The organism is Bradyrhizobium sp. USDA 3364, from assembly GCF_054056355.1.
In genome coordinates this window covers 6,247,383-6,267,538 of record NZ_JBSRYG010000002.1, presented here as the reverse complement: position 1 = coordinate 6,267,538, position 20,156 = coordinate 6,247,383, and the positions used below count along the sequence as shown (strand labels likewise).

At 65.1% G+C, this 20,156-nt stretch carries 17 protein-coding genes and 1 tRNA gene; 4 read left to right on the top strand and 14 right to left on the bottom strand.

The annotated features are described in order from the left end of the window. Positions 1 to 9: 9 nt before the first annotated feature. The 6 genes from exbD to ACVILL_RS29185 form a co-directional block, all read right to left on the bottom strand. Positions 10 to 474 carry a TonB system transport protein ExbD gene (gene exbD / locus ACVILL_RS29210; RefSeq protein WP_456732213.1) on the bottom strand — a complete coding sequence of 155 codons (465 nt, stop codon included), beginning with the start codon at positions 472 to 474 and terminating at the stop codon, positions 10 to 12. 3 nt (positions 475 to 477) lie between these two features. Continuing rightward, entirely contained in the window at positions 478 to 1,542 is a 1,065-nt protein-coding gene (exbB, locus tag ACVILL_RS29205) for a tonB-system energizer ExbB (RefSeq protein WP_456732212.1), read from the bottom strand. 3 nt (positions 1,543 to 1,545) lie between these two features. Further along, complete coding sequence (locus tag ACVILL_RS29200; RefSeq protein WP_456732211.1) at positions 1,546 to 2,235, bottom strand: Fe2+-dependent dioxygenase; 690 nt, start codon at positions 2,233 to 2,235, stop codon at positions 1,546 to 1,548. Between the two features lie 20 nt (positions 2,236 to 2,255). After that, positions 2,256 to 4,808, bottom strand: a complete 2,553-nt coding sequence (locus ACVILL_RS29195; RefSeq protein ID WP_456732210.1) for a TonB-dependent receptor — start codon at positions 4,806 to 4,808, stop codon at positions 2,256 to 2,258. Positions 4,809 to 5,066: 258 nt separating this feature from the next. Next, positions 5,067 to 5,306, bottom strand: coding sequence for a hypothetical protein (locus tag ACVILL_RS29190; protein WP_028344615.1), 240 nt, complete (start codon positions 5,304 to 5,306; stop codon positions 5,067 to 5,069). A gap of 127 nt (positions 5,307 to 5,433) precedes the next feature. After that, a complete protein-coding gene (locus tag ACVILL_RS29185; RefSeq protein WP_456732209.1) occupies positions 5,434 to 5,892 on the bottom strand; it encodes a MarR family winged helix-turn-helix transcriptional regulator in 459 nt (152 codons plus the stop codon). A 181-nt stretch (positions 5,893 to 6,073) separates the two neighbouring features. Between ACVILL_RS29185 and ACVILL_RS29180 the strand changes: the two genes are divergently transcribed. Genes ACVILL_RS29180 through ACVILL_RS29170 form a run of 3 tightly spaced genes read left to right on the top strand, consistent with a single transcriptional unit; the run spans position 6,074 to position 11,004 of the window. Further along, entirely contained in the window at positions 6,074 to 7,243 is a 1,170-nt protein-coding gene (locus ACVILL_RS29180) for an efflux RND transporter periplasmic adaptor subunit (protein ID WP_456732208.1), read from the top strand. Next, the gene (locus tag ACVILL_RS29175; protein ID WP_456732207.1) at positions 7,240 to 10,386 is read left to right on the top strand and encodes an efflux RND transporter permease subunit; all 3,147 of its coding nucleotides are present in this window, start codon (positions 7,240 to 7,242) and stop codon (positions 10,384 to 10,386) included. Before ACVILL_RS29180 ends, ACVILL_RS29175 begins: the two co-directional genes overlap by 4 nt. Before the next feature lie 57 nt (positions 10,387 to 10,443). Further along, positions 10,444 to 11,004 (top strand): invasion associated locus B family protein, encoded by a 561-nt coding sequence (locus ACVILL_RS29170; RefSeq protein ID WP_456732206.1) that lies wholly within the window; start codon positions 10,444 to 10,446, stop codon positions 11,002 to 11,004. Between the two features lie 12 nt (positions 11,005 to 11,016). Here the strand turns inward: ACVILL_RS29170 and ACVILL_RS29165 are convergent, their stop codons facing one another. The 4 genes from ACVILL_RS29165 to ACVILL_RS29150 form a co-directional block, all read right to left on the bottom strand. Further along, complete coding sequence (locus ACVILL_RS29165; RefSeq protein ID WP_456732205.1) at positions 11,017 to 11,424, bottom strand: GNAT family N-acetyltransferase; 408 nt, start codon at positions 11,422 to 11,424, stop codon at positions 11,017 to 11,019. 174 nt (positions 11,425 to 11,598) lie between these two features. Beyond that, positions 11,599 to 11,672: transfer RNA gene (locus ACVILL_RS29160), tRNA-Gln, on the bottom strand. 71 nt (positions 11,673 to 11,743) lie between these two features. Beyond that, entirely contained in the window at positions 11,744 to 12,082 is a 339-nt protein-coding gene (locus ACVILL_RS29155; protein WP_456732204.1) for a hypothetical protein, read from the bottom strand. 190 nt (positions 12,083 to 12,272) lie between these two features. Continuing rightward, complete coding sequence (locus ACVILL_RS29150; RefSeq protein ID WP_456732203.1) at positions 12,273 to 14,765, bottom strand: penicillin-binding protein 1A; 2,493 nt, start codon at positions 14,763 to 14,765, stop codon at positions 12,273 to 12,275. 547 nt (positions 14,766 to 15,312) lie between these two features. On the opposite strand from ACVILL_RS29150, the gene ACVILL_RS29145 reads away from it, so the two are divergent. Beyond that, complete coding sequence (locus tag ACVILL_RS29145) at positions 15,313 to 15,663, top strand: hypothetical protein (RefSeq protein ID WP_092112972.1); 351 nt, start codon at positions 15,313 to 15,315, stop codon at positions 15,661 to 15,663. A 57-nt stretch (positions 15,664 to 15,720) separates the two neighbouring features. Here the strand turns inward: ACVILL_RS29145 and ggt are convergent, their stop codons facing one another. From ggt to ACVILL_RS29125, 4 genes are all read right to left on the bottom strand, one after another. After that, positions 15,721 to 17,457, bottom strand: coding sequence for a gamma-glutamyltransferase (gene ggt, locus ACVILL_RS29140; RefSeq protein ID WP_456732202.1), 1,737 nt, complete (start codon positions 17,455 to 17,457; stop codon positions 15,721 to 15,723). A 97-nt stretch (positions 17,458 to 17,554) separates the two neighbouring features. Then, positions 17,555 to 19,042, bottom strand: a complete 1,488-nt coding sequence (locus tag ACVILL_RS29135) for an amino acid permease (RefSeq protein ID WP_456734393.1) — start codon at positions 19,040 to 19,042, stop codon at positions 17,555 to 17,557. Positions 19,043 to 19,188: 146 nt separating this feature from the next. After that, positions 19,189 to 19,497 carry a BA14K family protein gene (locus ACVILL_RS29130; RefSeq protein WP_456732201.1) on the bottom strand — a complete coding sequence of 103 codons (309 nt, stop codon included), beginning with the start codon at positions 19,495 to 19,497 and terminating at the stop codon, positions 19,189 to 19,191. A gap of 132 nt (positions 19,498 to 19,629) precedes the next feature. After that, entirely contained in the window at positions 19,630 to 20,127 is a 498-nt protein-coding gene (locus tag ACVILL_RS29125) for a c-type cytochrome (protein WP_456734392.1), read from the bottom strand. Between the last annotated feature and the right edge of the window lie 29 nt (positions 20,128 to 20,156).

Genomic DNA, 20,156 nt, shown 5'->3' with positions numbered 1-20,156 from the left:
TGTTCGCCGTCAGGGTTTGGCCGGCTCGGCCTGCGGGGCCGCGGGCGCTCCCGGAACGCCCTCGAGCGCGACCAGCTTCACGTGCGTGTAGCCGCCGGCGCGCAAGAGCTCCATCACGCCCATCAATTCGCCATAGGGGACCATCCGATCGGCCCGCAGGAACACGTATTTGTCCCGGCTCATGTCTGGCACGGCATCCAGCGAATTGACCAGGTCGACGCGCTTCACCGCGTTCTCCCCGATCGCCAGCGTGAGATCCGGCTTGATGCTGATATAGGTCGGCTTGTCCGGCTTCTTCTGCGGCGTCGCGCTGGAGGTCGGCAGGTCGATCGGCAGGTCGACGGTCGACAGCGGCGCCGCCACCATGAAGATGATCAGCAGCACCAGCATGACGTCGATGAACGGCGTGACGTTGATCTCGTGGGATTCCGCGAAATCGTCGTCGTCGTCGTTCTCGGAAATCGAGACTGCCATCGCCTACTCCGCCGCCGCCGCGCGCGGATGCGCGCTGCGCGGAACGTCGCCGGGAATGCCGCCATGGGTGCGATCGAGATCGCGCGACAGCAGCCGTCCGGCCGCGCCCGAGGCGCGGTTGACGAGCTCGAGATACACCTTCGTGACGCGCGAGAAGTGGTTGTAGATGATGACCGCGGGGATCGCCGCGACGAGACCGATCGCGGTTGCGAGCAGCGCTTCGGCGATGCCCGGCGCCACCACGGCGAGGTTCGTCGTCTGCGACTTCGAAATGCCGATGAAGCTGTTCATGATGCCCCAGACGGTGCCGAACAGGCCGACGAAGGGCGACGTCGCGCCGATCGTCGCAAGCAGGCCCGTGCCGACGCGGATCTTGCGGGCTTCGGCGCGCACGATCTCGGCGAAGCTCGACGCGGCGCGTTCCTTGATGCCGCTGTCGCTCGAGATGCCCGCCGACAGACGTCCCTCGCGCATCGCGGCTGCGATGAACGACGACAGCACGGTGCCCTTGGCGCCGAGCGCGAACTGCGCTTCCGCAAGCGACCGCGATTCAGCGATCTTGGCGAGCGCGCCACGCAGCTTGCTCTGCGCGACCGTCAGCTCGACCATCTTGGCGATGAACACCGTCCAGGTCACGAGCGAAGCGAAGGCCAGACCGAGCATCACCGCCTTTACGATGATGTCGGCGTTCAGGAACATATTCCACGGCGACAATTCATGCAGGCCGGTGGCGGACGACTTCAGCGACTTGCCGTCGCCGCTCCCGGGCGCCGCCGGCGACGCATCGACTGCCGTCAGTGCCGGAGCCGCCGCTGATGGCGCCGGCGCGGCCTGCGCTTGCGGCGCGGCGGGTGCCGGCTGGGCCACCGGCGCGGCCTGGGCTGCGGCCGCAGGCTGCTGGGGCTGGGCAGCCGGCGCCTGAGCCGCGGGTGCGGGCTGAGGCCGGGTCACGGGCGCAGGCTGCGCGGCAGGTGCCGTTTGCTGCTGCGCCGAAGACGGCGCGGCCAGCATCAGCATCGCCAGCGAGGCGATCATGGCGGACGCAGCGGGGAACTTGAATGTCATCATCAGTTACACTTCAGCCCAGTGACGGATCAGGTTGTGATAAATCCCGGTCAATTTGACCGTTTCAGGGTCATCGCGTCCCAGCCGCTCCACCAGAGCCTGGATCGCAGTATCGAGATCGAAGATCAGACTGCGCGCGTGCGCATCCCGTACCATGCTCTGCAGCCAGAAAAAAGACGCTACGCGTGCCCCCCGCGTAACCGGCGTTACCAGATGCAAGCTGGAAGCAGGATAAAGTACGAGATCGCCAGCCGGCAGCTTGATTTCATGCGATCCGTAGAGGTCTTCGATGACGAGCTCGCCGCCATCGTAGTCCTCCGGCTCCGATAAAAACAGCGTGACCGACAGGTCGGTGCGGATCCGCAAGCCCGTCAGCCTGTCGCCGCGCACCGCATTGTCGACGTGCAGACCGAAATGATGCCCGTCGCTTGCAGCATAGCGGTTGAACAAGGGTGGAAAGATTCTAAGTGGGATCGCCGCCGAGATGAAGCGCGGGCTCGCCGACAGCGCCGACAGGATGCGGTTGCCGAGCTGCCGGGCGACCTCGCTGTCGGGCGGCAGTTGCTCGTTGCGCTTGACCATCGCGGACGCAGCACCGGCGGTCGAGCGGCCGTCCTCCCAGTCGCTGGCATCCATGATGCGGCGGAAGTCCGCCACATCAGCCTTGCTCAATACCTTGGGAACACAGACCAGCATCTCCTGCCGCGAAGCCTCCGTCAGTAACGCGCAGAAACAACCAGATACGCAGCGCGTCCCGGTGCTTCGAGCACGAACGGTGCCGCGCTCTGGTACAGCGCGTCGTAGTAGCGCTTGTCGAAGATGTTGTTGACGAACAGCTTCATGGTCCAGTGCTTGTCGATCTTGGCCTCGGCAAAGGCGTCGAAGCGCCAGTAGCTCGGGATCGAGGTGCCCTGGTTGGCGGCAAGGAAGGTGCCGCCATAGACCTTGGAGCGATACACCGCCTGCCCGCCAAGCTCCCACATGTCGGTGAGCTGATACTTCGTCAGCATGCTGAACGACTGATGTGCCACGTTGGCGAGCGGCAAGCCGACGTTCGAGGTGTACAAAAGCGTGTTCGCCGGCGGAATATTCGATTTGGTCACTGCCGACTGCATCAGCACGAGGCCGCCGAACACGCTCCACTTGTCGGTGATCTTGCCGCCGACGCCGAGATCGATGCCGCGGATGCGATAGGCCGCACCGGCGCTGATGCAGGAGACGGTTCCGGTCGTGCCAGCCGGATAAGGACATGCGGCGGTTGCGGTCGCCGCGGTGACGTTCATGGATTCGCGCGCGTTCTCCTTTTCGGTCTGGAACAGCGCGGCCGTCACCAGCAAATGGCGATCGAACAGCTCCCACTTGGTGCCGACTTCAATCGCCTTGTTCTTTTCCGGCCCGAAGATCTGGCTTGGATTGCCGTTGAGAACCGGCGCGAGGCCACCATACTGAATGCTCGTGCCGTCAAACTCTGCGCCGACCGGGTTGGATGACGTGGCATAGGCGGCATAGACGCTCCCGTTCGGCAACGGCTTGAGCGTCACGCCGAGGTTGAAGTTCGGCATGCCGTAGTCTTGCTGCTGCTGACCGAAGACGTTGGCAACACCATTGACCGTGCCGTAGCCGCTGGTCTTGATGTTATAGTCGTCATAGCGGACACCGCCGTTGAGGATCACGAGATCGTTGTAGTTGGCGCTGTCCAAGACGTAGACACTCTTGGTGTCGACGGTGAGTTTGGTCGGCAGCCCGGTCAGCCCCGACGGCACCGGGAACGGAATGTTGGTGTATTGCGGATTGAACACGCTGACGCCGGTGAGCGATCCGCCGCCGTTGAATCCGCCGGGCAGCGCTTCCGAGCTCAGACCAAGATACTTGTCGATCGAGGACCTTTCGTTGTCATACTCGAATCCGGCAAGCGCCGTGTGCTTGAAGCCGACGCCGTCGTTGAACTTGTAGGTCGCTTCGGTCTGGTTGGCGAACACGTCGGTGACCTGGTAGCGGCTCTGCGGATTTGCGCTCAGTGTCGAGGCCGAGAGCGGATTGGCGAGCACCGGCGATTCCGGCAGCGTGCCGATGTAGTTCTGGGTCGAACGCGATTCCCGGGTCTTGTTAGTGATCACGAGGTCCGGCGTGACCTGCACCTCCGCATTGAGCGTGCCGATGTCCTGCCCGGTCCTGTAGAAGTCGCGGTTGACGAAGCCGTAGAAATTGTTGCGGTTGACGCCGAAGTCCGGGAACGGGCCGCCGGCCGTGCTCGCGGTGCTCGGCCGGTAGTAAGGCACGCCGAAATCCGGGATGCCGGTGAGTTCGGTGTGGATGTAGTTGCCGGTGATCTTCACCGCATCGACCGGCTTCCACGTGCCGGCGACGAACGCGCCGTCGCGGTTATCGGTGACATAGCTGCGGCCGGCGACGCCGGCATCCTGGAACAAGCCACCGGCGCGGATCGCCAGCGTCGGGCTGATCACCTGGTTGACATCGAGCGTCACCCGCTTGGTGCGATCGGTGCCGAACGAGGTGTCCATGTTGTAGAAGCTGTTCTGCGTCGTCGCCTGCTTGGTGACGATGTTGATCGCGCCGCCGGTGGTGCCGCGGCCGGCAAAGGACGAGCCGGGGCCGCGCAGGATCTCGACCTGCTCGGTGAAGAAGTTTTCGCGGACGCTGACGCCGGGGTCGCGCACGCCGTCAATGAAGATGTCGTTGCGCGCGTCGAAGCCGCGGATGAAGAAGCGGTCGCCGAACGCGTTGCCGCCCTCGCCCGTGCCGAGCGTGACGCCGGCGGTCGACAGGATCGCGGACTTCAGCGAGGTGGCATTCTTGTCTTCGAGCACGTCCTTGGTCAGCACCGTGACCGATTTCGGCGTGTTCAGGATCGGCTCGGGAAACTTTCCGGACGATTGCAAACGGTCGCCCTTGTAGGGCGCGGCCGGGTCGGCATAGGGGTCGCGGTCAGCGGGAAGACCGCCGGCGTTGGGAAACGGCACCGGCGCCTGCTGGGCCTGCTGGTTGGTGCGGCGCGCAGCGCGGCGCAGTGCGTTGCGGGCGCGGACCTGGTCCGACGTGGGCTTCGACGTGACGGGCCGCGGGCGAGCGACCGGGGCGTCGATGTTCACCGGCGGCAGGTTGGACTGCTGCGCTTCGGCCCCCGAAAACGACGCCACCGCGATCAGGCTCGCAACCGCGGAGACCTTCGTCGCGGAATACCCCGTATCATCAGCCGAACCGATCGCTGCATCGAAGCGCAGCGATCTCGGCGCCTTCATATTGCTCATTTCTCACGCCCCCAGAAAAGCAAGTGCGCACACGAAATCACGGTGCGACGAACTGTCTCTTTCGGTTATCGAGCGTGACTTTTTTTATCAATGCGATCAGCGCAACAGTTTGCTTGAATCGCCCCAATTCAAAGGGATTCTAATCTACTGTTTGAAATCGTTCTAAACTCTAGTTTTTAAGCGTTCTAATAATCGTTCTAAACTACTTCGCACGCGGCGTCGGCTGCTTCGGCAAGCGTTGGTCCGCGTATCCCTTGATCACTCGGCGCTGGGCGGCTTCATCAGGGAAAACAGCTCGTCGATGGTCCGCTGCGCGACCTGCCGGACGCGGTCGCTGTTCTCGAGGCCGGCGATATTGACGCCGTTGACGACCGCTTTGATCTCGTCGCGGAAGTCGGTGAGAAAACGCAGCGGGTCACGCTGCTCGTTGGCGACGCGCGCGATCAATCCTGTGACCAGGATCTGGCATGCCATCATGCGCCCGTTCAATTCATCCATCGCGGCCCTCATCCTCTCGCATCGTCGCCGCGCGATATGAACGACATCCCGCGGCGTTTCAACCGCGACGCGCGCACTGCGACAGGTGACCGGATGGAGGGCAGGTCTACGCGCAACGCGACGCGTGCTATTTCGCGGCGATGTGCTCCGCCTCGCCGAGCGCCTTGATGCGATCCTTGACCTCGCGAAGCGTGGCGAGGCCACTCTCGACATGCTTGTCCGATACATCGCGCAGCACGTCGCCGGCGATCGCATCGCGCAGACTGTCGAGATCGTCGACGAGACGGCGCCCGGTCCTGGTCAGAAACAGGCGATTGGCGCGGCGATCCCTGGGATCGGGACGGCGCTCGAGCAGGCCATGCTCGACCAGACGGTCAAGCAGCCGCACCAGCGAGATCGGCTGCAATTCGAGCACGTCGGCGAGATCGACCTGGGACAGCCCTTCCTGCTCGCGCAGGCGGAAGAGCACGATCCACTGGGCGCGCGTCGTCCCTCGCGCCTTGGCACGATGATCGATATAATTGCGGAGCAGTCGGGAACTCTCGACGAGCTGCGCAATGAACTGGCGTTTGAGATCGGCCGACATAGGGTCCTCGGTGCGTTTCCCAGACGGAATGTTTCTGCTCGTTTCTGACCTAAACCTTTCCAAATGTTTAGGATTCTCAAGCCTTGGTGTGTTTACACATTAAGTGCACGCATATTATATCCGCAAGCTCTGTGAACCGTTTCGATCACCCTTTATTGTTACGTCGAGCCCAAGAGTCCGCATGTCAAAGTCACGCACCATCGGTTGGGTTTTAGTGATCGCTGCGGTCGGCGCCGCCGGTTATTTCGGCTGGCAGAAATACTCGGACAACAAGCTGGCGGCCGAGGCCGCGCAAAAGCGCTCCGCCCAGCGCCCGGCCGTTCCGGTCAAGATCTCGCCGGTCGAGAAGGCCGACTTCCCGGTCTATCTCACCGGCCTCGGCACGGTGCAGGCGTTCAACACCGTTCAGGTCCGCACCCGGGTCGACGGCCAGATCACCAAGATCGCCTTCAAGGAAGGCCAATTCGTCAAGGCGGGCGACACGCTGGTCGAGATCGATCCGCGGCCCTATCAGGCGACGCTCGACCAGGTCAAGGCCAAGAAGGCCCAGGACGAGGCCAACCTCGCCAACGCCAATCTCGACCTGCAGCGCTACACCAAGCTCGGCGAGTTCGCGACGCGCCAGCAGCTCGACACCCAGCGCTCCACCGTGGCCCAGCTCACGGCCCAGATCGCGGCCGATGAAGCCGCCATCTTCAACGCGCAGACCCAGGTCGACTACACCACCGTGAAGTCGCCGATCGACGGGATCGTTGGCCTGCGACTGGTCGATATCGGCAACATCGTCAACGCCTCGGCCCAGACCGGCATCGTGACGATCACCCAGATCGAGCCGATCACGGTGATTTTCACGGCGCCGGAAGACCAGTTGCCCGACATCAAGACGGCGCTGGCGGTGGCGCCGCCCAAGACCATTGCGCTGACCACCGACGGCAAGCGGGTGCTGTCCACCGGAACCCTGGCGCTGATCAACAATCAGGTCGACACGACAAGCGGGACTGTCCGGCTGAAGGCGGTGTTTGATAACAAGGACCACGCGCTGTGGCCCGGCCAGTCGGTCGCGACCCGGCTCCTGGTCAAGACCTTGAAGGATGCCACCGTCGTGCCGGATGACGCGGTGCAGCATGGCACCGACGGGCTCTACGCGTATTCAGTCAATCAGGAGAACAAGGCCGAGCTTCGCAAGATCAAGGTCAGCCAGTCGATCGACGGCAGGTCGGTGATCGACGAAGGCCTGTCGCCGGGACAGCAGGTGATCACCGCGGGCCAGTACAAGGTCTCGCCGGGAACCCTGGTGACGACGGCGGTGGCGAGCTCGGATCCGTCCCAGTCGAAGGTTACGCAGGAATGAGCGACGGAATTTCCGCACCATTCATTCGCTTCCCCATCGGCACCTCGCTGCTGATGGCAGGCATTCTGTTCGTCGGCCTCGTCGCCTATCCGCTGCTGCCGGTCGCGCCGCTGCCCCAGGTCGACTTCCCCACCATCCAGATCACCGCGACGCTGCCGGGCGGCAGCCCGGAGACGATGGCGACCTCGGTGGCCCAGCCGCTGGAGCGGCAGTTCGCGCAGATTCCCGGCATCGCGCAGATGACCTCGACGAGCTATCTCGGCACCGCGTCGGTCACCATCCAGTTCGACCTCAATCGCTCGATCGACGGCGCCGCCAACGACGTGCAGGCCGCCATCAACGCCGCCAGCGGCCAGTTGCCGAAGAGCCTTCCCTCGCCGCCGACCTATCGCAAGGTCAATCCGGCCGACGCGCCGATCATGCTGCTGTCGGCGACCTCGGACACGCTGCCGCTGACGACGGTGAGCGACTCCGTCGACGCCCAGCTGGCCCAGCAGATCAGCCAGATCTCCGGCGTCGCGCAGGTCATCATCGGCGGCCAGCAGAAGCCGTCGGTCCGCGTCCAGATCGACCCGGCCAAGCTCGTCGCCAAGGGCCTGTCGCTGGAAGACGTCCGCACCGCGATCAACATCGCAACCGTCGACAGTCCGAAGGGCAATATCGACGGCGCCACGCGCGCCTACACCATCTATGCCAACGATCAGCTGCTGACGGCGGATCCGTGGAACGACGTCATCATCGCCTACCGCAATGGCGGTCCGCTGCGGATCCGCGACATCGGCAAGGCCGTGACCGGGCCGGAGGATGCCAAGCAGGCCGCCTGGGCCAACGGCAAGCGCGGCGTGTTCCTCGTCATCTTCAAGCAGCCCGGCGCCAACGTCATCGACACCGTCGACAAGATCAAGGCGGCGCTGCCCCGGCTGGTCGCGGCCATTCCGCCGGCGGTCAAGATCGAGGTCATCTCCGACCGCACCACCACGATCCGCGCCGCGGTCGAGGACGTCCAGTTCACCCTGCTGCTGACCATCTTCCTGGTCGTGATGGTGATCTTTGCCTTCCTGCGCAGCTTCTGGGCCACCGTCATCCCCGCCGTGACGGTGCCGCTGGCGTTGCTCGGCGCCTGCGCGCTGATGTGGATCTTCGGCTACACGCTCGACAATCTGTCGCTGATGGCGCTCACGATCGCGGTCGGCTTCGTGGTCGACGACGCCATCGTGATGCTGGAGAACATCAGCCGCTACATCGAGGAGGGCGAGCGGCCGATGTCCGCCGCCTTCAAGGGCTCCAAGGAAATCGGCTTCACGATCGTCTCGATCAGCATCTCGCTGGTCGCGGTGCTGATCCCGCTATTGCTGATGGGCGGCATCATCGGACGCCTGTTCCGCGAGTTCGCGGTCGTGCTGGCAATGACGATCTTCGTCTCGATGTTCGTGTCGCTGACGCTGACCCCGATGATGGCCTCGCGCTTCCTGCGCGCCCATAATGAGGAGAAGCACGGCCGCTTCTACCAGCTCAGCGAACGCGGCTTCGACGCGATGCTGCGCGGCTATCAGCGCGCGCTCGACCTCGCGCTGCGCTGGAAGTTCACGACATTGATGATCTTCTTCGCGACGCTGGCGCTGTCGGTCTACATGTTCGTCATCATCCCGAAGGGCTTCTTCCCGCAGCAGGACGTCGGCCTGATCACCGCGACCTCGGAAGCCAACCAGGACATTTCGTTCGCCGAGATGAAAGGCAAGCAGGAGGAGCTCAGCAGGATCGTCATGCAGGATCCCGGCGTGGCGACGGTGGCGATGGCGATCGGCGGCAGCGGCCGGGCCGGCAACAACGGCAACATGTTCATCACGCTCAAGCCGCTGAGCCAGCGCGATGCCAACGCGCAGCAGATCATCGCCCGCCTGCGGCCGAAGCTGGAGAAGGTGCTCGGCGCCCGGCTGTTCATGCAGGCCGCGCAGGACGTGCGCCTCGGCGGCCGTCCGACCCGGACCCAGTTCGAGTTCACGCTGCAGGACGCCAACCTGGCCGAGCTGAACGAGTGGGCGCCGAAGATTCTCGGCAAGATGCAGACGCTGCCGCAGCTGCGCGACGTCGCCACCGACCAGCAGACCAACGGCACCACGCTCGAGCTGAGGATCAACCGCGACACCGCCTCGCGCTACGGCATCCAGCCGCAGCTGATCGACGACACGCTGTATGACGCGTTCGGCCAGCGCCAGGTGACGCAGTACTTCACCCAGCTCAACAGCTACCACGTCATCCTCGAAGTGCTGCCGGAGCTGCAGGGCTCGGTCGATACGCTGAACAACATCTACATCAAGTCGCCGCTGACCGGCGAACAGGTGCCGCTGTCGACCTTTGCGAAGTGGACCACCGTGCCGGTGCGGCCGCTGTCGATCAGCCATCAGGGCCAGTTCCCGGCGATCACCATCTCGTTCAACCTGGCGCAGGGCGTGGCGCTCGGCCAGGCGACCGAGGCGGTGCAGAAGGCGATGGTCGATCTCGGCGCGCCGCCGACCCTGAGCTCGAGCTTCCAGGGCACCGCGCAGGCGTTCCAGCAGTCGCTGTCGACCGTGCCGCTGTTGATCCTGGCGGCGCTCGTGGTGGTCTATCTGATCCTCGGCATTCTCTACGAAAGCTACATCCACCCGATCACCATTCTGTCGACGCTGCCGTCGGCTGGCGTCGGCGCGCTGGCGATCCTGATGGCGGCCGGCTTCGACTTCTCACTGATCGCGCTGATCGGCATCATCCTGCTGATCGGCATCGTGAAGAAGAACGGCATCATGATGGTCGACTTCGCGATCGCCGCCGAGCGCGATCAGCACATGGAGCCGGTGGCGGCGATCCGTCAGGCCGCCCTGCTCCGCTTCCGCCCGATCATGATGACGACGATGGCCGCGCTCCTCGGCGGCGTGCCGCTGATGTTAGGCACCGGCACCGGCTCCGAAATCCGCCAGCCGCTGGGCTACGCCATGGTCGGCGGCCTGATCGTCAGCCAGGCGCTGACGCTGTTCACGACGCCGGTCGTCTACCTCTATCTCGACCGGCTCTCCAACGCGTTTGCGAATTGGGGCCGCTCGCCGCGCGCCGACCACGACGCTGACGACGGCGAGGACGGATCGGTCAAGCAGGCCGCCGAGTGACTTGACATCGTCCGCATACCGGCACATCCGGAAGATGTTCACTTCGGAGCCGGTACCGTGAAGATTGTCGCAACGTCGCTCGTCGCCCTGTTCACCGTGCTCAGCCTGGCCGGCTATGGCCACGCCCAGGCGCCCAAGGGCAAGAATGCGCCCGCGCCGGCTGCGGCCGTTGCTCCCGCCGCTCCGCAAGGCGAGGCCGCCTCCCCCAACAATTCCGGCTGGGTCGCGCGCTGCACCAGCGCGAGCCGCGAGGCGCCGCTCGAATGCGCGATGGAACAGACCGCGGTGCTCAGCAAGACCGGCCAGCTCATCGTGCTGGTCAATATCCGCGTTCCCGGCGACACCCGCACACCGGTTGCGCTGATCCAGCTTCCGCTCGGGCTCAACCTGCCGGTCGGCGCCAAGCTGCAGGTCGACGACGGCAAGGCCGTCGACGTGCCGATCCAGACCTGCGAGGCGCGCGGCTGCTACGTCAATGCGCCGATCGCCGCCGATGTGCTGGCCCAGCTGAAATCGGGCAAGCAGCTCAAGGTGTCGTTCCAGAATCTCGCCAAGGAAACCATCAGCATCCCGATGCCGCTCGCCGACTTCGCGACGGTGTACGAGAAGATCAAGTAGCGCCGCACTGCGCTATCGCTCCCGCTTGTAGAGGAACGCGTTGTCCGGCTGCGGCATGCCGATGGACTTGTAGAACCCGATCGAGTCCGGCGCGGACAGCAGCAGGCACATCGACTCGGGTCCCGCGAGCCGCCGCGTTTCCGCGATCAGGCGCTTGCCGATGCCATGCCCCTGATATTCGCGATCGACCGCGAGATCGGACAAATAGCAGCAATAGGCGAAATCGGTCAGCGCGCGCGAGACGCCGACCAGCCTGCCCGCCTTGCGCGCCGTCACGATCAGGTTGGCGTTCGCGATCATGCGCTCCATCCGGTCGGTGTCGGCGAGCGGACGCCGCTCGCCGAGGCCCGACTGGCGCAGCACCTCGATGAATTCGTCGACGCCGATCGACGCCTCGCGGGCATAGAGAATTTCGTCCATCAACTTAAGCCTCTTTCGCAACACGCAGGACCACACGCGCGAGACCATGGTGGATTACGCCGGGCTAATCCACCCTCGATGCTGCGCATGCAGCGTCGCGAACTGCATCAGAACAGGCCCGCGTCGGGCAATCTCATCGGGATTTGCTGGATGGCCGCGCCGCCGCGCGCAGATTGGCTGGGGAACCTGGATTCGAACCAAGACAAACAGAGTCAGAGTCTGTTGTGCTACCGTTACACCATTCCCCAAGAATTGCCCGTGGTATCAACAGCTTAGCTGGATGACTGGACATCTCGGTACAGCGGGTTCGCCTGCCAAATCAGCGCCCGCGCGAGAGCGATCTTCTACCTGCTTGGTCCCACGCTTGGCAAGCATTGTTGGCGGGGAATGGGCGTAAAATCACCGCCGGTGTGGGACCAGCCATTGGTGGCAGCTTTCCCCGCCGGGTCGCGGCTTCAAAGGTCTCACTGAAGGAATTCAAGAACGACGCAGGATCGGCGGCGAGGAATGCTCCGACGCTGAACCCGACGAAGCCAAGCGCGACCGCGCCGATCCAGCCGTGATGCGCCCAGCCATAGCTCGCACCAATCAGCGTTCCGAGCGCGATCGTGGAGACGGCCCACACGGTGTGAACGACGACCTTCAGCACCTTGATCATTGGCAATCCACCACGGAACGCGCCGTCGGGAGCAGATGTCTCCGCCCCTGCAATCCGGGGCCTCTCCATTAGGTCGATCCCGCAGGGGGCGCGTTCAACCGCGGTGGCCTGACAAAGCGCCGCACCGCCGTGTTGCCACGGCGGTACAGACTGAACGGCTTTGGTTGGCGAATGCCCTGCCGGTCGAGCGTCAGTACAGCCCGCCGGTCCCTGACCGCATGAACGCCCGATCGGCATCCGGCTCGATTGGCTGCTGGGTTCCGTCGATCACGTCGGTGCCGGCGACCATCCCAGAGTCATAGACCGGCGGCGCCTGGCCCGGCTTGAAGGCTTCGAGCACCACGCCCTTCTGACCCTGCGCGGCGCGCAAGCCGGTCTTGGCATCGACAAGGACCAGCCGGATGCCGACCGGCTGCTTGAAGGGGGTTGCCGGCTTGTCGGCGAGCGCCAGCTTGAGGAAGTCGCGCGCGATCGGCGCCGCGGTGTGGCCGGCCTGCGCGTTGCGGCCGAGCGAGCGCGGCTTGTCGTAGCCGACATAGAGGCCGACCACGAGATCGGGCGAGAAGCCGACGAACCAGAGGTCCTTGGCCTCGTTCGAGGTGCCGGTCTTGCCCGCGAGCGGCTTGCCGACGTCCTTCAGCGCGGTGCCGGTGCCGGCCTGAATCACACCCTCCATCAGCGAGGTGATCTGGTAGGCGGACATCGCGTCGAGCACCCGCTCGCGGCGGTCGACGAGCTGCGGCTCGGGCTGGTTCTTCCAGCCCTCCGGCGCGTCGCAGCCGCGGCATTCGCGCTGGTCGTGCCTGAAGATGGTGTGGCCGTAGCGGTCCTGGATGCGGTCGATCAGGGTCGGCTTCACGCGGATGCCGCCATTGGCGATCATCGAATAGGCCGTGGCCATCCGCATCACCGTGGTCTCGCCGGCGCCGAGCGCATAGGCGAGATAGTTCGGCAGTTCGTCATAGACGCCGAAGCGTTTTGCATACTCGCCGATCAGCGGCATGCCGATTTCCTGCGCCAGCCGCACCGTCACGGTGTTGAGCGACAGCCGCAGCGCGTTGCGCAGCGTGACCTGGCCCTGGTACTTGCCGGTCGAGAAGTTCTCCGGGCGCCAGACATTGCCCTGCCCCTGGTCGATCTCGATCGGCGCGTCGATCATGACGGTCGATCCGGTGTAGCCGTTGTCCAGCGCCGACGAATAGACGATCGGCTTGAAGGTCGAGCCGGGCTGCCGGTAGGCCTGCGTCGCACGGTTGAACTGGCTCTGGTCGAACGAGAAGCCGCCGACCATCGCGAGCACGCGGCCGGTGTGCGGATCCATCGCCACCATCGCGCCCGACAATTCGGGGATCTGGCGCAGCCGGTACTGGCCTTCGACGGCCTTGCCGTCCTTGCTGAACAGCGGGTCGGCATAGATCACGTCGCCGGGTTGCAGCACCTGCGCCACCGAGGTCGGCGTCTTGCCCTTGTAGGGGCCGGACAGCGCCCTCGCCCATCGCACGCCTTCGAGCGTGACGATACCGGTCTCGCGCTGCTTGCTGATGGCGCCGCCGAACTCGCGGCCCGGCTGGAAGCCGATCCGCGCCGACTGGTCGTTGCTCTCCAGCACCACGGCCATTCGCCACGGCGAGATGTCGGAGAGCGACTTGATCTCGGCAAGCGGCACGCCCCAGTCACCGGTGAGGTCGAGCTTCTGGATCGCGCCGCGATAGCCCTGCTGCTCGTCATAGTTCACGAGCCCCGCCACCATGGCCTTGCGCGCCATCACCTGGACCTTCGGATCCAGCGTGGTGCGCACCGACAGGCCGCCTTCGTAGAGCTTCTTTTCGCCGTAGCGCTCGAAGATGTCGCGGCGGACTTCCTCGGAGAAATATTCGCCGGCGAAGGTGTGCGCGCCGTTGCTGCGGTTGGTGACGGTCAGCGGATCCTTGCGCGCCTTGTCGGCGTCGGCCGCGGTGATCCAGCCGTTCTCCTGCAGGCGGTCGATCACGTAGTTGCGCCGCTCGATGGCGCGCGCGCGGTTGCGCACCGGATGCAGGCTGGCCGGCATCTTCGGCAACGCCGCCAGATAGGCCGCTTCCGAGACCGTCAGTTCATTGACGGACTTGTCGAAATAAACCAGCGAGGCCGCCGCGATGCCGTAGGCGCCCAGCCCGAGATAGATCTCGTTGAGATACAGTTCGAGGATCTTGTCCTTGGAGTAGGCCCGCTCGATTCGCATCGCCAGCAAGGCTTCCTTGATCTTGCGGGTGAACGACACCTCGTTGGTGAGCAGGAAGTTCTTGGCGACCTGCTGGGTGATGGTGGAGGCGCCCTGCGGACGGCGGTTGGAGCCGAAGTTCTGGATGTAGGCGACGCCGGCGCGCGCCATGCCCGTATAATCCACGCCGCCATGCTCGTAGAAATTCTTGTCCTCGGCCGCGAGGAAGGCGTTGATCACGAGCTTCGGCACCGCCTGGATCGGCAGATAGAGCCTGCGCTCCTTGGCGTATTCGCCGAGCAGCGAGCCGTCGGCCGCGTGCACGCGGGTCATCACGGGCGGCTCGTAGTTCTGGAGCTGCGAATAGTCGGGCAGGTCCTTGGAGAAATGCCAGAACAGCCCTGCGACCGCGGCCAGACCAGCCAGGAACAGGATGGTTCCTGCGGTGAACAGGAACCCGAAGAACCGCAACAGAAATTTCATCGACCAGATTTCCGTGGCGAATACGTCGCTCGTTCTGAGCGCGCTGCGTGCCACTTAGGCCGCCCGGTATATCGGTCGCTCCAGGGACCTGCAATTCAACATGGAGAATTAAACCGAGCCAGGCGTCAAACTTATGCCATAGAGGGCGGCTCGCGCGCCGAGCCAAATCAGCAGATCACCTTCGACCTGACCATGCCCCGGCTGCAGCGATCTCCGGTATCGCTCAGCGCGATTCGCGTACGCCTCGCCCGATCCTGCTGCAGTCGCAGTCGCCGCGCTTGCGCCGGGCGCGCATTGCGAAAGGAAACCGCAGGCCGGAAAGACCGCGTCCACTACCCGGCTGCCGTTTCGGGCGCAACGTCGTCAGAAACCGGTGGACAGTGCCGGCGGCCTCATCGGATTAAGGATTTGTTAACTATAACTACCGCAAGTTGTTCATATACGCGCGACTCGCGACGGGCTGATTTGCATGGCACTGCGCGGTTTCAGACGGCCATTTGCGGCCGATCCGAACGTCCTTGGATTTCCAAGACCACCCACATCTGCGATGGGCACCGAAGCTTTGGACCTGGTCTATCAGGCCGCGGATTTGTTCCGCAGCATCGAGGACAGGGCCCGCGCCGGCGAAGCGCGCGCCGAGGCCGCCGAACAGGCGCAGCTCGAAATCATCGCCGCCACCGAGCGCAAGCTGAGAGACGCATCGCGGGCGCTCGAGGAAGCCCGGCGGCGCATCGAGTCCCAGCAGGAGCAGCTCGACGCAGCCGAATTCCGCGCCCAGGCCGCCGAAGCCGAGGCCCGTGAAGCCAGGCAGTCACTGGCCCTGGTCGAAGACGCGATCCGCCGGCGCTTGCTGCTCACGAGCGGACACGACGACGGCAGGTCGACGGCCGTCGCCTGACGCGCCCGATTTCGCAAGCGGCGGGCGCTGCCCGGCCGCCATCACACACCACGACAATCAGTAGCCGGCGGCGAGCCCCGAATTGCGGCGCGGATCGTTCGCGCCATAGAAGCGGTTGTTGCCGACCGGCTCGCCGCCCAGCGACGGCGCGCCGATGATGATCACCGCGAGGTGGTTGGCCGGCTGCGGCGGGCCGAATTTGTGGCCCATGCCTTCCAGGATATTCCGCGTGTCCGGCGACAGCGTGTAGGTCTCGAGATTGGTGGCCTCGGGAAGCCATTGCTGGTGGAAGCGCGGCATGTCGACGGCTTCCTGCGCGTTCATGCCGTAGTCGATGGCGTTGATCATCGTCAGCAGCACGGCCGTGATGATGCGGCTGCCGCCCGGCGTGCCCACCACCATGACCGGCTTGCCGTCCCTGGTGACGATGGTCGGGCTCATCGAGGACAGTGGGCGCTTGCCCGGGACGATCGCATTGGCCTCGCCCTGCACCAGGCCATACAGATTCGGCACGCCGACCTTGGCCGTGAAGTCGTCCATCTCGTCGTTCAGCAGCACGCCGGTCTTGGCCGCGGTCACCTTGGCGCCGAACCAGTCGTTCAGCGTGTAGGTCACCGACACCGCGTTGCCGTCCTTGTCGGCGATCGAATAATGCGTGGTGTTGCTGCCCTCGTGCGGCGGAACGCCCGGCTTGATGTCCCTGGACACGCCGGCCCTGGCAGGGTCGACCGCGGCGCGGATTTTCGCTGCGTAGTTCTTGTCAAGCAGGCGGTCGAGCGGATTCTTCACGAAGTCGGGGTCACCGAGATAGCTGTTACGATCGACATAGGCGTGGCGCATCGCCTCGATCTGGTAGTGCACCGCCTGCGCGGAGTGGTAGCCGAGCTCCTTGAGCGGATAGCCCTCGAGGACGTTCAGCATCTCGCAGATCACCACGCCGCCCGAGCTTGGCGGCGGCGCCGACACGACGTGATAGCCGCGATAGTCGCATTCGACCGGCGCGAGCTCGCGGACTTTGTAATTGTCGAGATCCTCCTGCGTCAGCAGGCCCTTGCCGGCCTGGCTCGAGGCGACGATGGCCGCCCCCACCCAGCCCTTGTAGAAGCCGTCGGTGCCGCGCTTGCTGATCTCGCGCAGCGTCTCGGCGAGTTCATGCTGCGTCAGGCGCTCGCCAACCTGGAACGGCTTGCCGTTGTTGAGGAAGATCGCGGCCGAGGCAGGATCGTCCTGAAAATCCTTGGTCGAGGTCTGCAGCATGCTGACGTCGCCCTGGTCCAGCACGAAGCCGTCCTCGGCGAGTTGCAGTGCCGGCGCGATCACGTCCGCGCGCTTCATCGTGCCGTATTTCTCGCGCGCATATTCCATGCCGGCCACCGAGCCCGGCACGCCGACGGCGAGATGCCCCTTGGTCGACAGGCCGGCAATGACGTTGCCGTCCTTGTCGAGATACATGTTGGCGGTGGCGCCTTTCGGCGCGGTCTCGCGGAAATCCAGGAAGGTCTTGCGGCCGTCGGCGAGCTGGATGGTCATGAAGCCGCCGCCACCCAGATTGCCGGCGGCGGGATAGGCCACCGCAAGCGCGTAACTGACCGCGACCGCCGCATCGACCGCGTTGCCGCCCCGCTTCAACACGTCGACGCCGACCTGGGTCGCGAGATGCTGCGCGGATACCACCATGCCGTTCTCGGCGGCGACCGGCGCGACCGAGGCTGCGCGACCCGGAGCAATCGACATGATGCCGATCGAGACGATCGCGGCGACCATCCATCGCGCGCGTGCCGTTGAATTTTGCATGGAAGTCTCCCCGGGGAATGCCGACTTGTCGCGGCTTGCGATACTATCTCAGCGCGCAAGCTAGCAGGCCGCACGCGGGCGCACTATAGGCCCTCGCCTACGCCTCACCGCTCGCCCGCAGCCGGCTGTGGTGCCGGCCATAGGCCGCATAGATCGCAAGCCCGATCACCAGCCACACCGCAAGTCTGATCCAGGTGTCGAGCGGCAGGCCGAACATCAGGAACAGCGACGTTCCGGCGGCCGCCGGCGCCACCAGCCAGATCGCCGGCGCCTTGAACGGCCGCGGCAGCTCCGGATCGCGAACGCGCAGCACCAGCGTGCCGATCGAGACCACCGTGAATGCGAACAGCGTGCCGATCGATACGAGCTCGCCGACCAGCCCGATCGGCAGCAGGCCCGCGAGAACCGCGGCAATGGTGCCGGAAAAGATGGTCGAGACGTAAGGGGTCCGGAAGCGCGGATGGATCTTCGCGGCAAAGCCCGGCAGCAGCCCGTCATGCGCCATGGCGCGAAAGATCCGCGGCTGCGCCAGCAGCATGATGAGGATCACCGATGTCAGTCCGAACAGGATGCCGAGCTTGATGAACGGACCGAGCCAGCCGATGCCGATCGCATCGATGCCGGCTGCGATCGGATCCGGCACGCTGAGCCGATCGAAGGGCACGATCCCGGTCAGCACGAAGCCGACCGCGACATAGAGCGCGGCGCAGATCACCAGCGAGCCGAGAATGCCGATCGGCATGTCGCGCTCCGGCACCTTCGCCTCCTGCGCCGCGGTCGAGACCGCATCGAAGCCGATATAGGCGAAGAACACCACGGCGGCGCCGCGGATCACGCCGGACCAGCCGAACACGCCAGGACCCGCATTCGGCGGGATCAGCGCGCCCTCCGGATTGCTCGCCGTCACCCAGTTGGCCAGCGTCACCGAGGAAGCCGCGGTGGCGAGAAACAGCGCGATGACGACGAGCTTGACCACGACGACGAAGCTGGTGAAGCGCGCGGACTCGCGAATGCCGATCACCAGCAGCGTGGTCACGAACGCGATGATCGCCATCGCCGGGATGTTGATGACCGCACCGGTCGACGACCATGCGCCGCTGTTGACGTCGTAGGCGAGCGGCGCCGAGGTGAATTGCGGCGGCAGGTTGATGCCGAAATCGCGCATCAGACTGACGAAATAGCCGGACCATCCGACCGAGACCGCGATCGCGCCGACCGCGTATTCGAGGATCAGGTCCCAGCCGATGATCCAGGCGATCAGTTCGCCGAGCGTGGCATAGGCATAGGTGTAAGCGCTGCCGCAGATCGGCACCGTCGACGACATCTCGGCGTAGCACAGGCCGGCGAAGGCGCAGGCCACCGCACCAAGCATGAAGGAGAGCGTGACCGCGGGACCGGCATTGGCAGCGGCCGCATGGCCCGTCAGCACGAAGATGCCGGCGCCGATGATGCCGCCGATGCCGAGCGTGACCAGTTGCAACGCCGAGAGCGAGCGCCTGAAGATCGGCGTCTCCGCGTCGCCATCGGCCCGCGCCGCCTCCCGCAACAGGTCCGAGGTCGACTTTCGGTCCCAGAAACCGGCCAGAGCGTCTGTCACGCCGGGTGTCCTCCGCCGCTCGGGTCCGGCGGGACCCGACACGATCGGCGGACTATAACGCGCCTAACGTCCAGTCGTTCGAGCGCCGGGCAAGTGCCGGCGCCCTTATCCACCGCCAAGCGTGGTGCGGCGCCCTATCGGCAGGGATGGCGGCGGCCATCACGGCCAAGGAAGGTGCCGGACGCCGGATCGAATGAATGGTAACGCGCGCAAGAGGAAGATGGCTCCGCCGCAGGCATGGCGCCGTAGGCGTTCGCCGGATTGCCGCCGCGCTGCGCGGCCTCCTGGGCCTCACCCCATGGCGTCAGGGCGCCGCCGTTGATCGCGCTGCGTCCGGGATTCTGCGCGTCGAAATATGCCGGCTCCGACATCTGGGCCGCGACCGGCGTAAACGTCATTCCCACGAGCAGCAAGGCGGCTGCGACTGCCCATGACCTGGTCATGCGGCCTCTCCTATCGATCAATAAACGTGTGCCGGATGACGGCCGAGCCGCCCCCAAACGGAGATAGGGACGGCAATCCTCCGGGCACAGGGGCCATGACGTCACGATGCTGCGAGCGGCCGTGCCTGCCGCTCAGTGGTTGTGCACGTCGGGCCGCGGGTCGGAGACGAAGCCGTCGCGGTTCGGCATCTTGATGGCGGCCAGCGACTTGGCGTCGAGTACAGCATTGGCGGGCACGATGCCGTTCTGGCTGAGGATGTAGGCGGACACCGCGTAGACGTCCTCATTGCTCAGCGACTGCGGCGCGTTCTGCGGCATCGCGCGGCGGATGTAGTCGAACAGCGTCGGGGCATAGGGCCAATAGCTGCCGACGGTGCGGATCGGTTTTGGGCTCACCAGCGTGCCCTGTCCGCCGACCAGGCGGTCGCCGACGCCGCCCTGCCCGCTGTCGCCGTGGCACGCCGCGCATTGCTCGCTGAACACCGTGCGGCCGCGCTCGACGCTGCCGTTGCCCGGCGGCAGGTTGGAGCCGTCACGGCCGATATCGATGTTCCAGCCGGCGATCTCGGCAGGCGTCGCCGCACGCCCGATGCCAAAGCGATCCTCAGCCTGCCCGGCAGTGGCGAGCATCGCGATCGCACCCACAAGAAGCGCCGCCT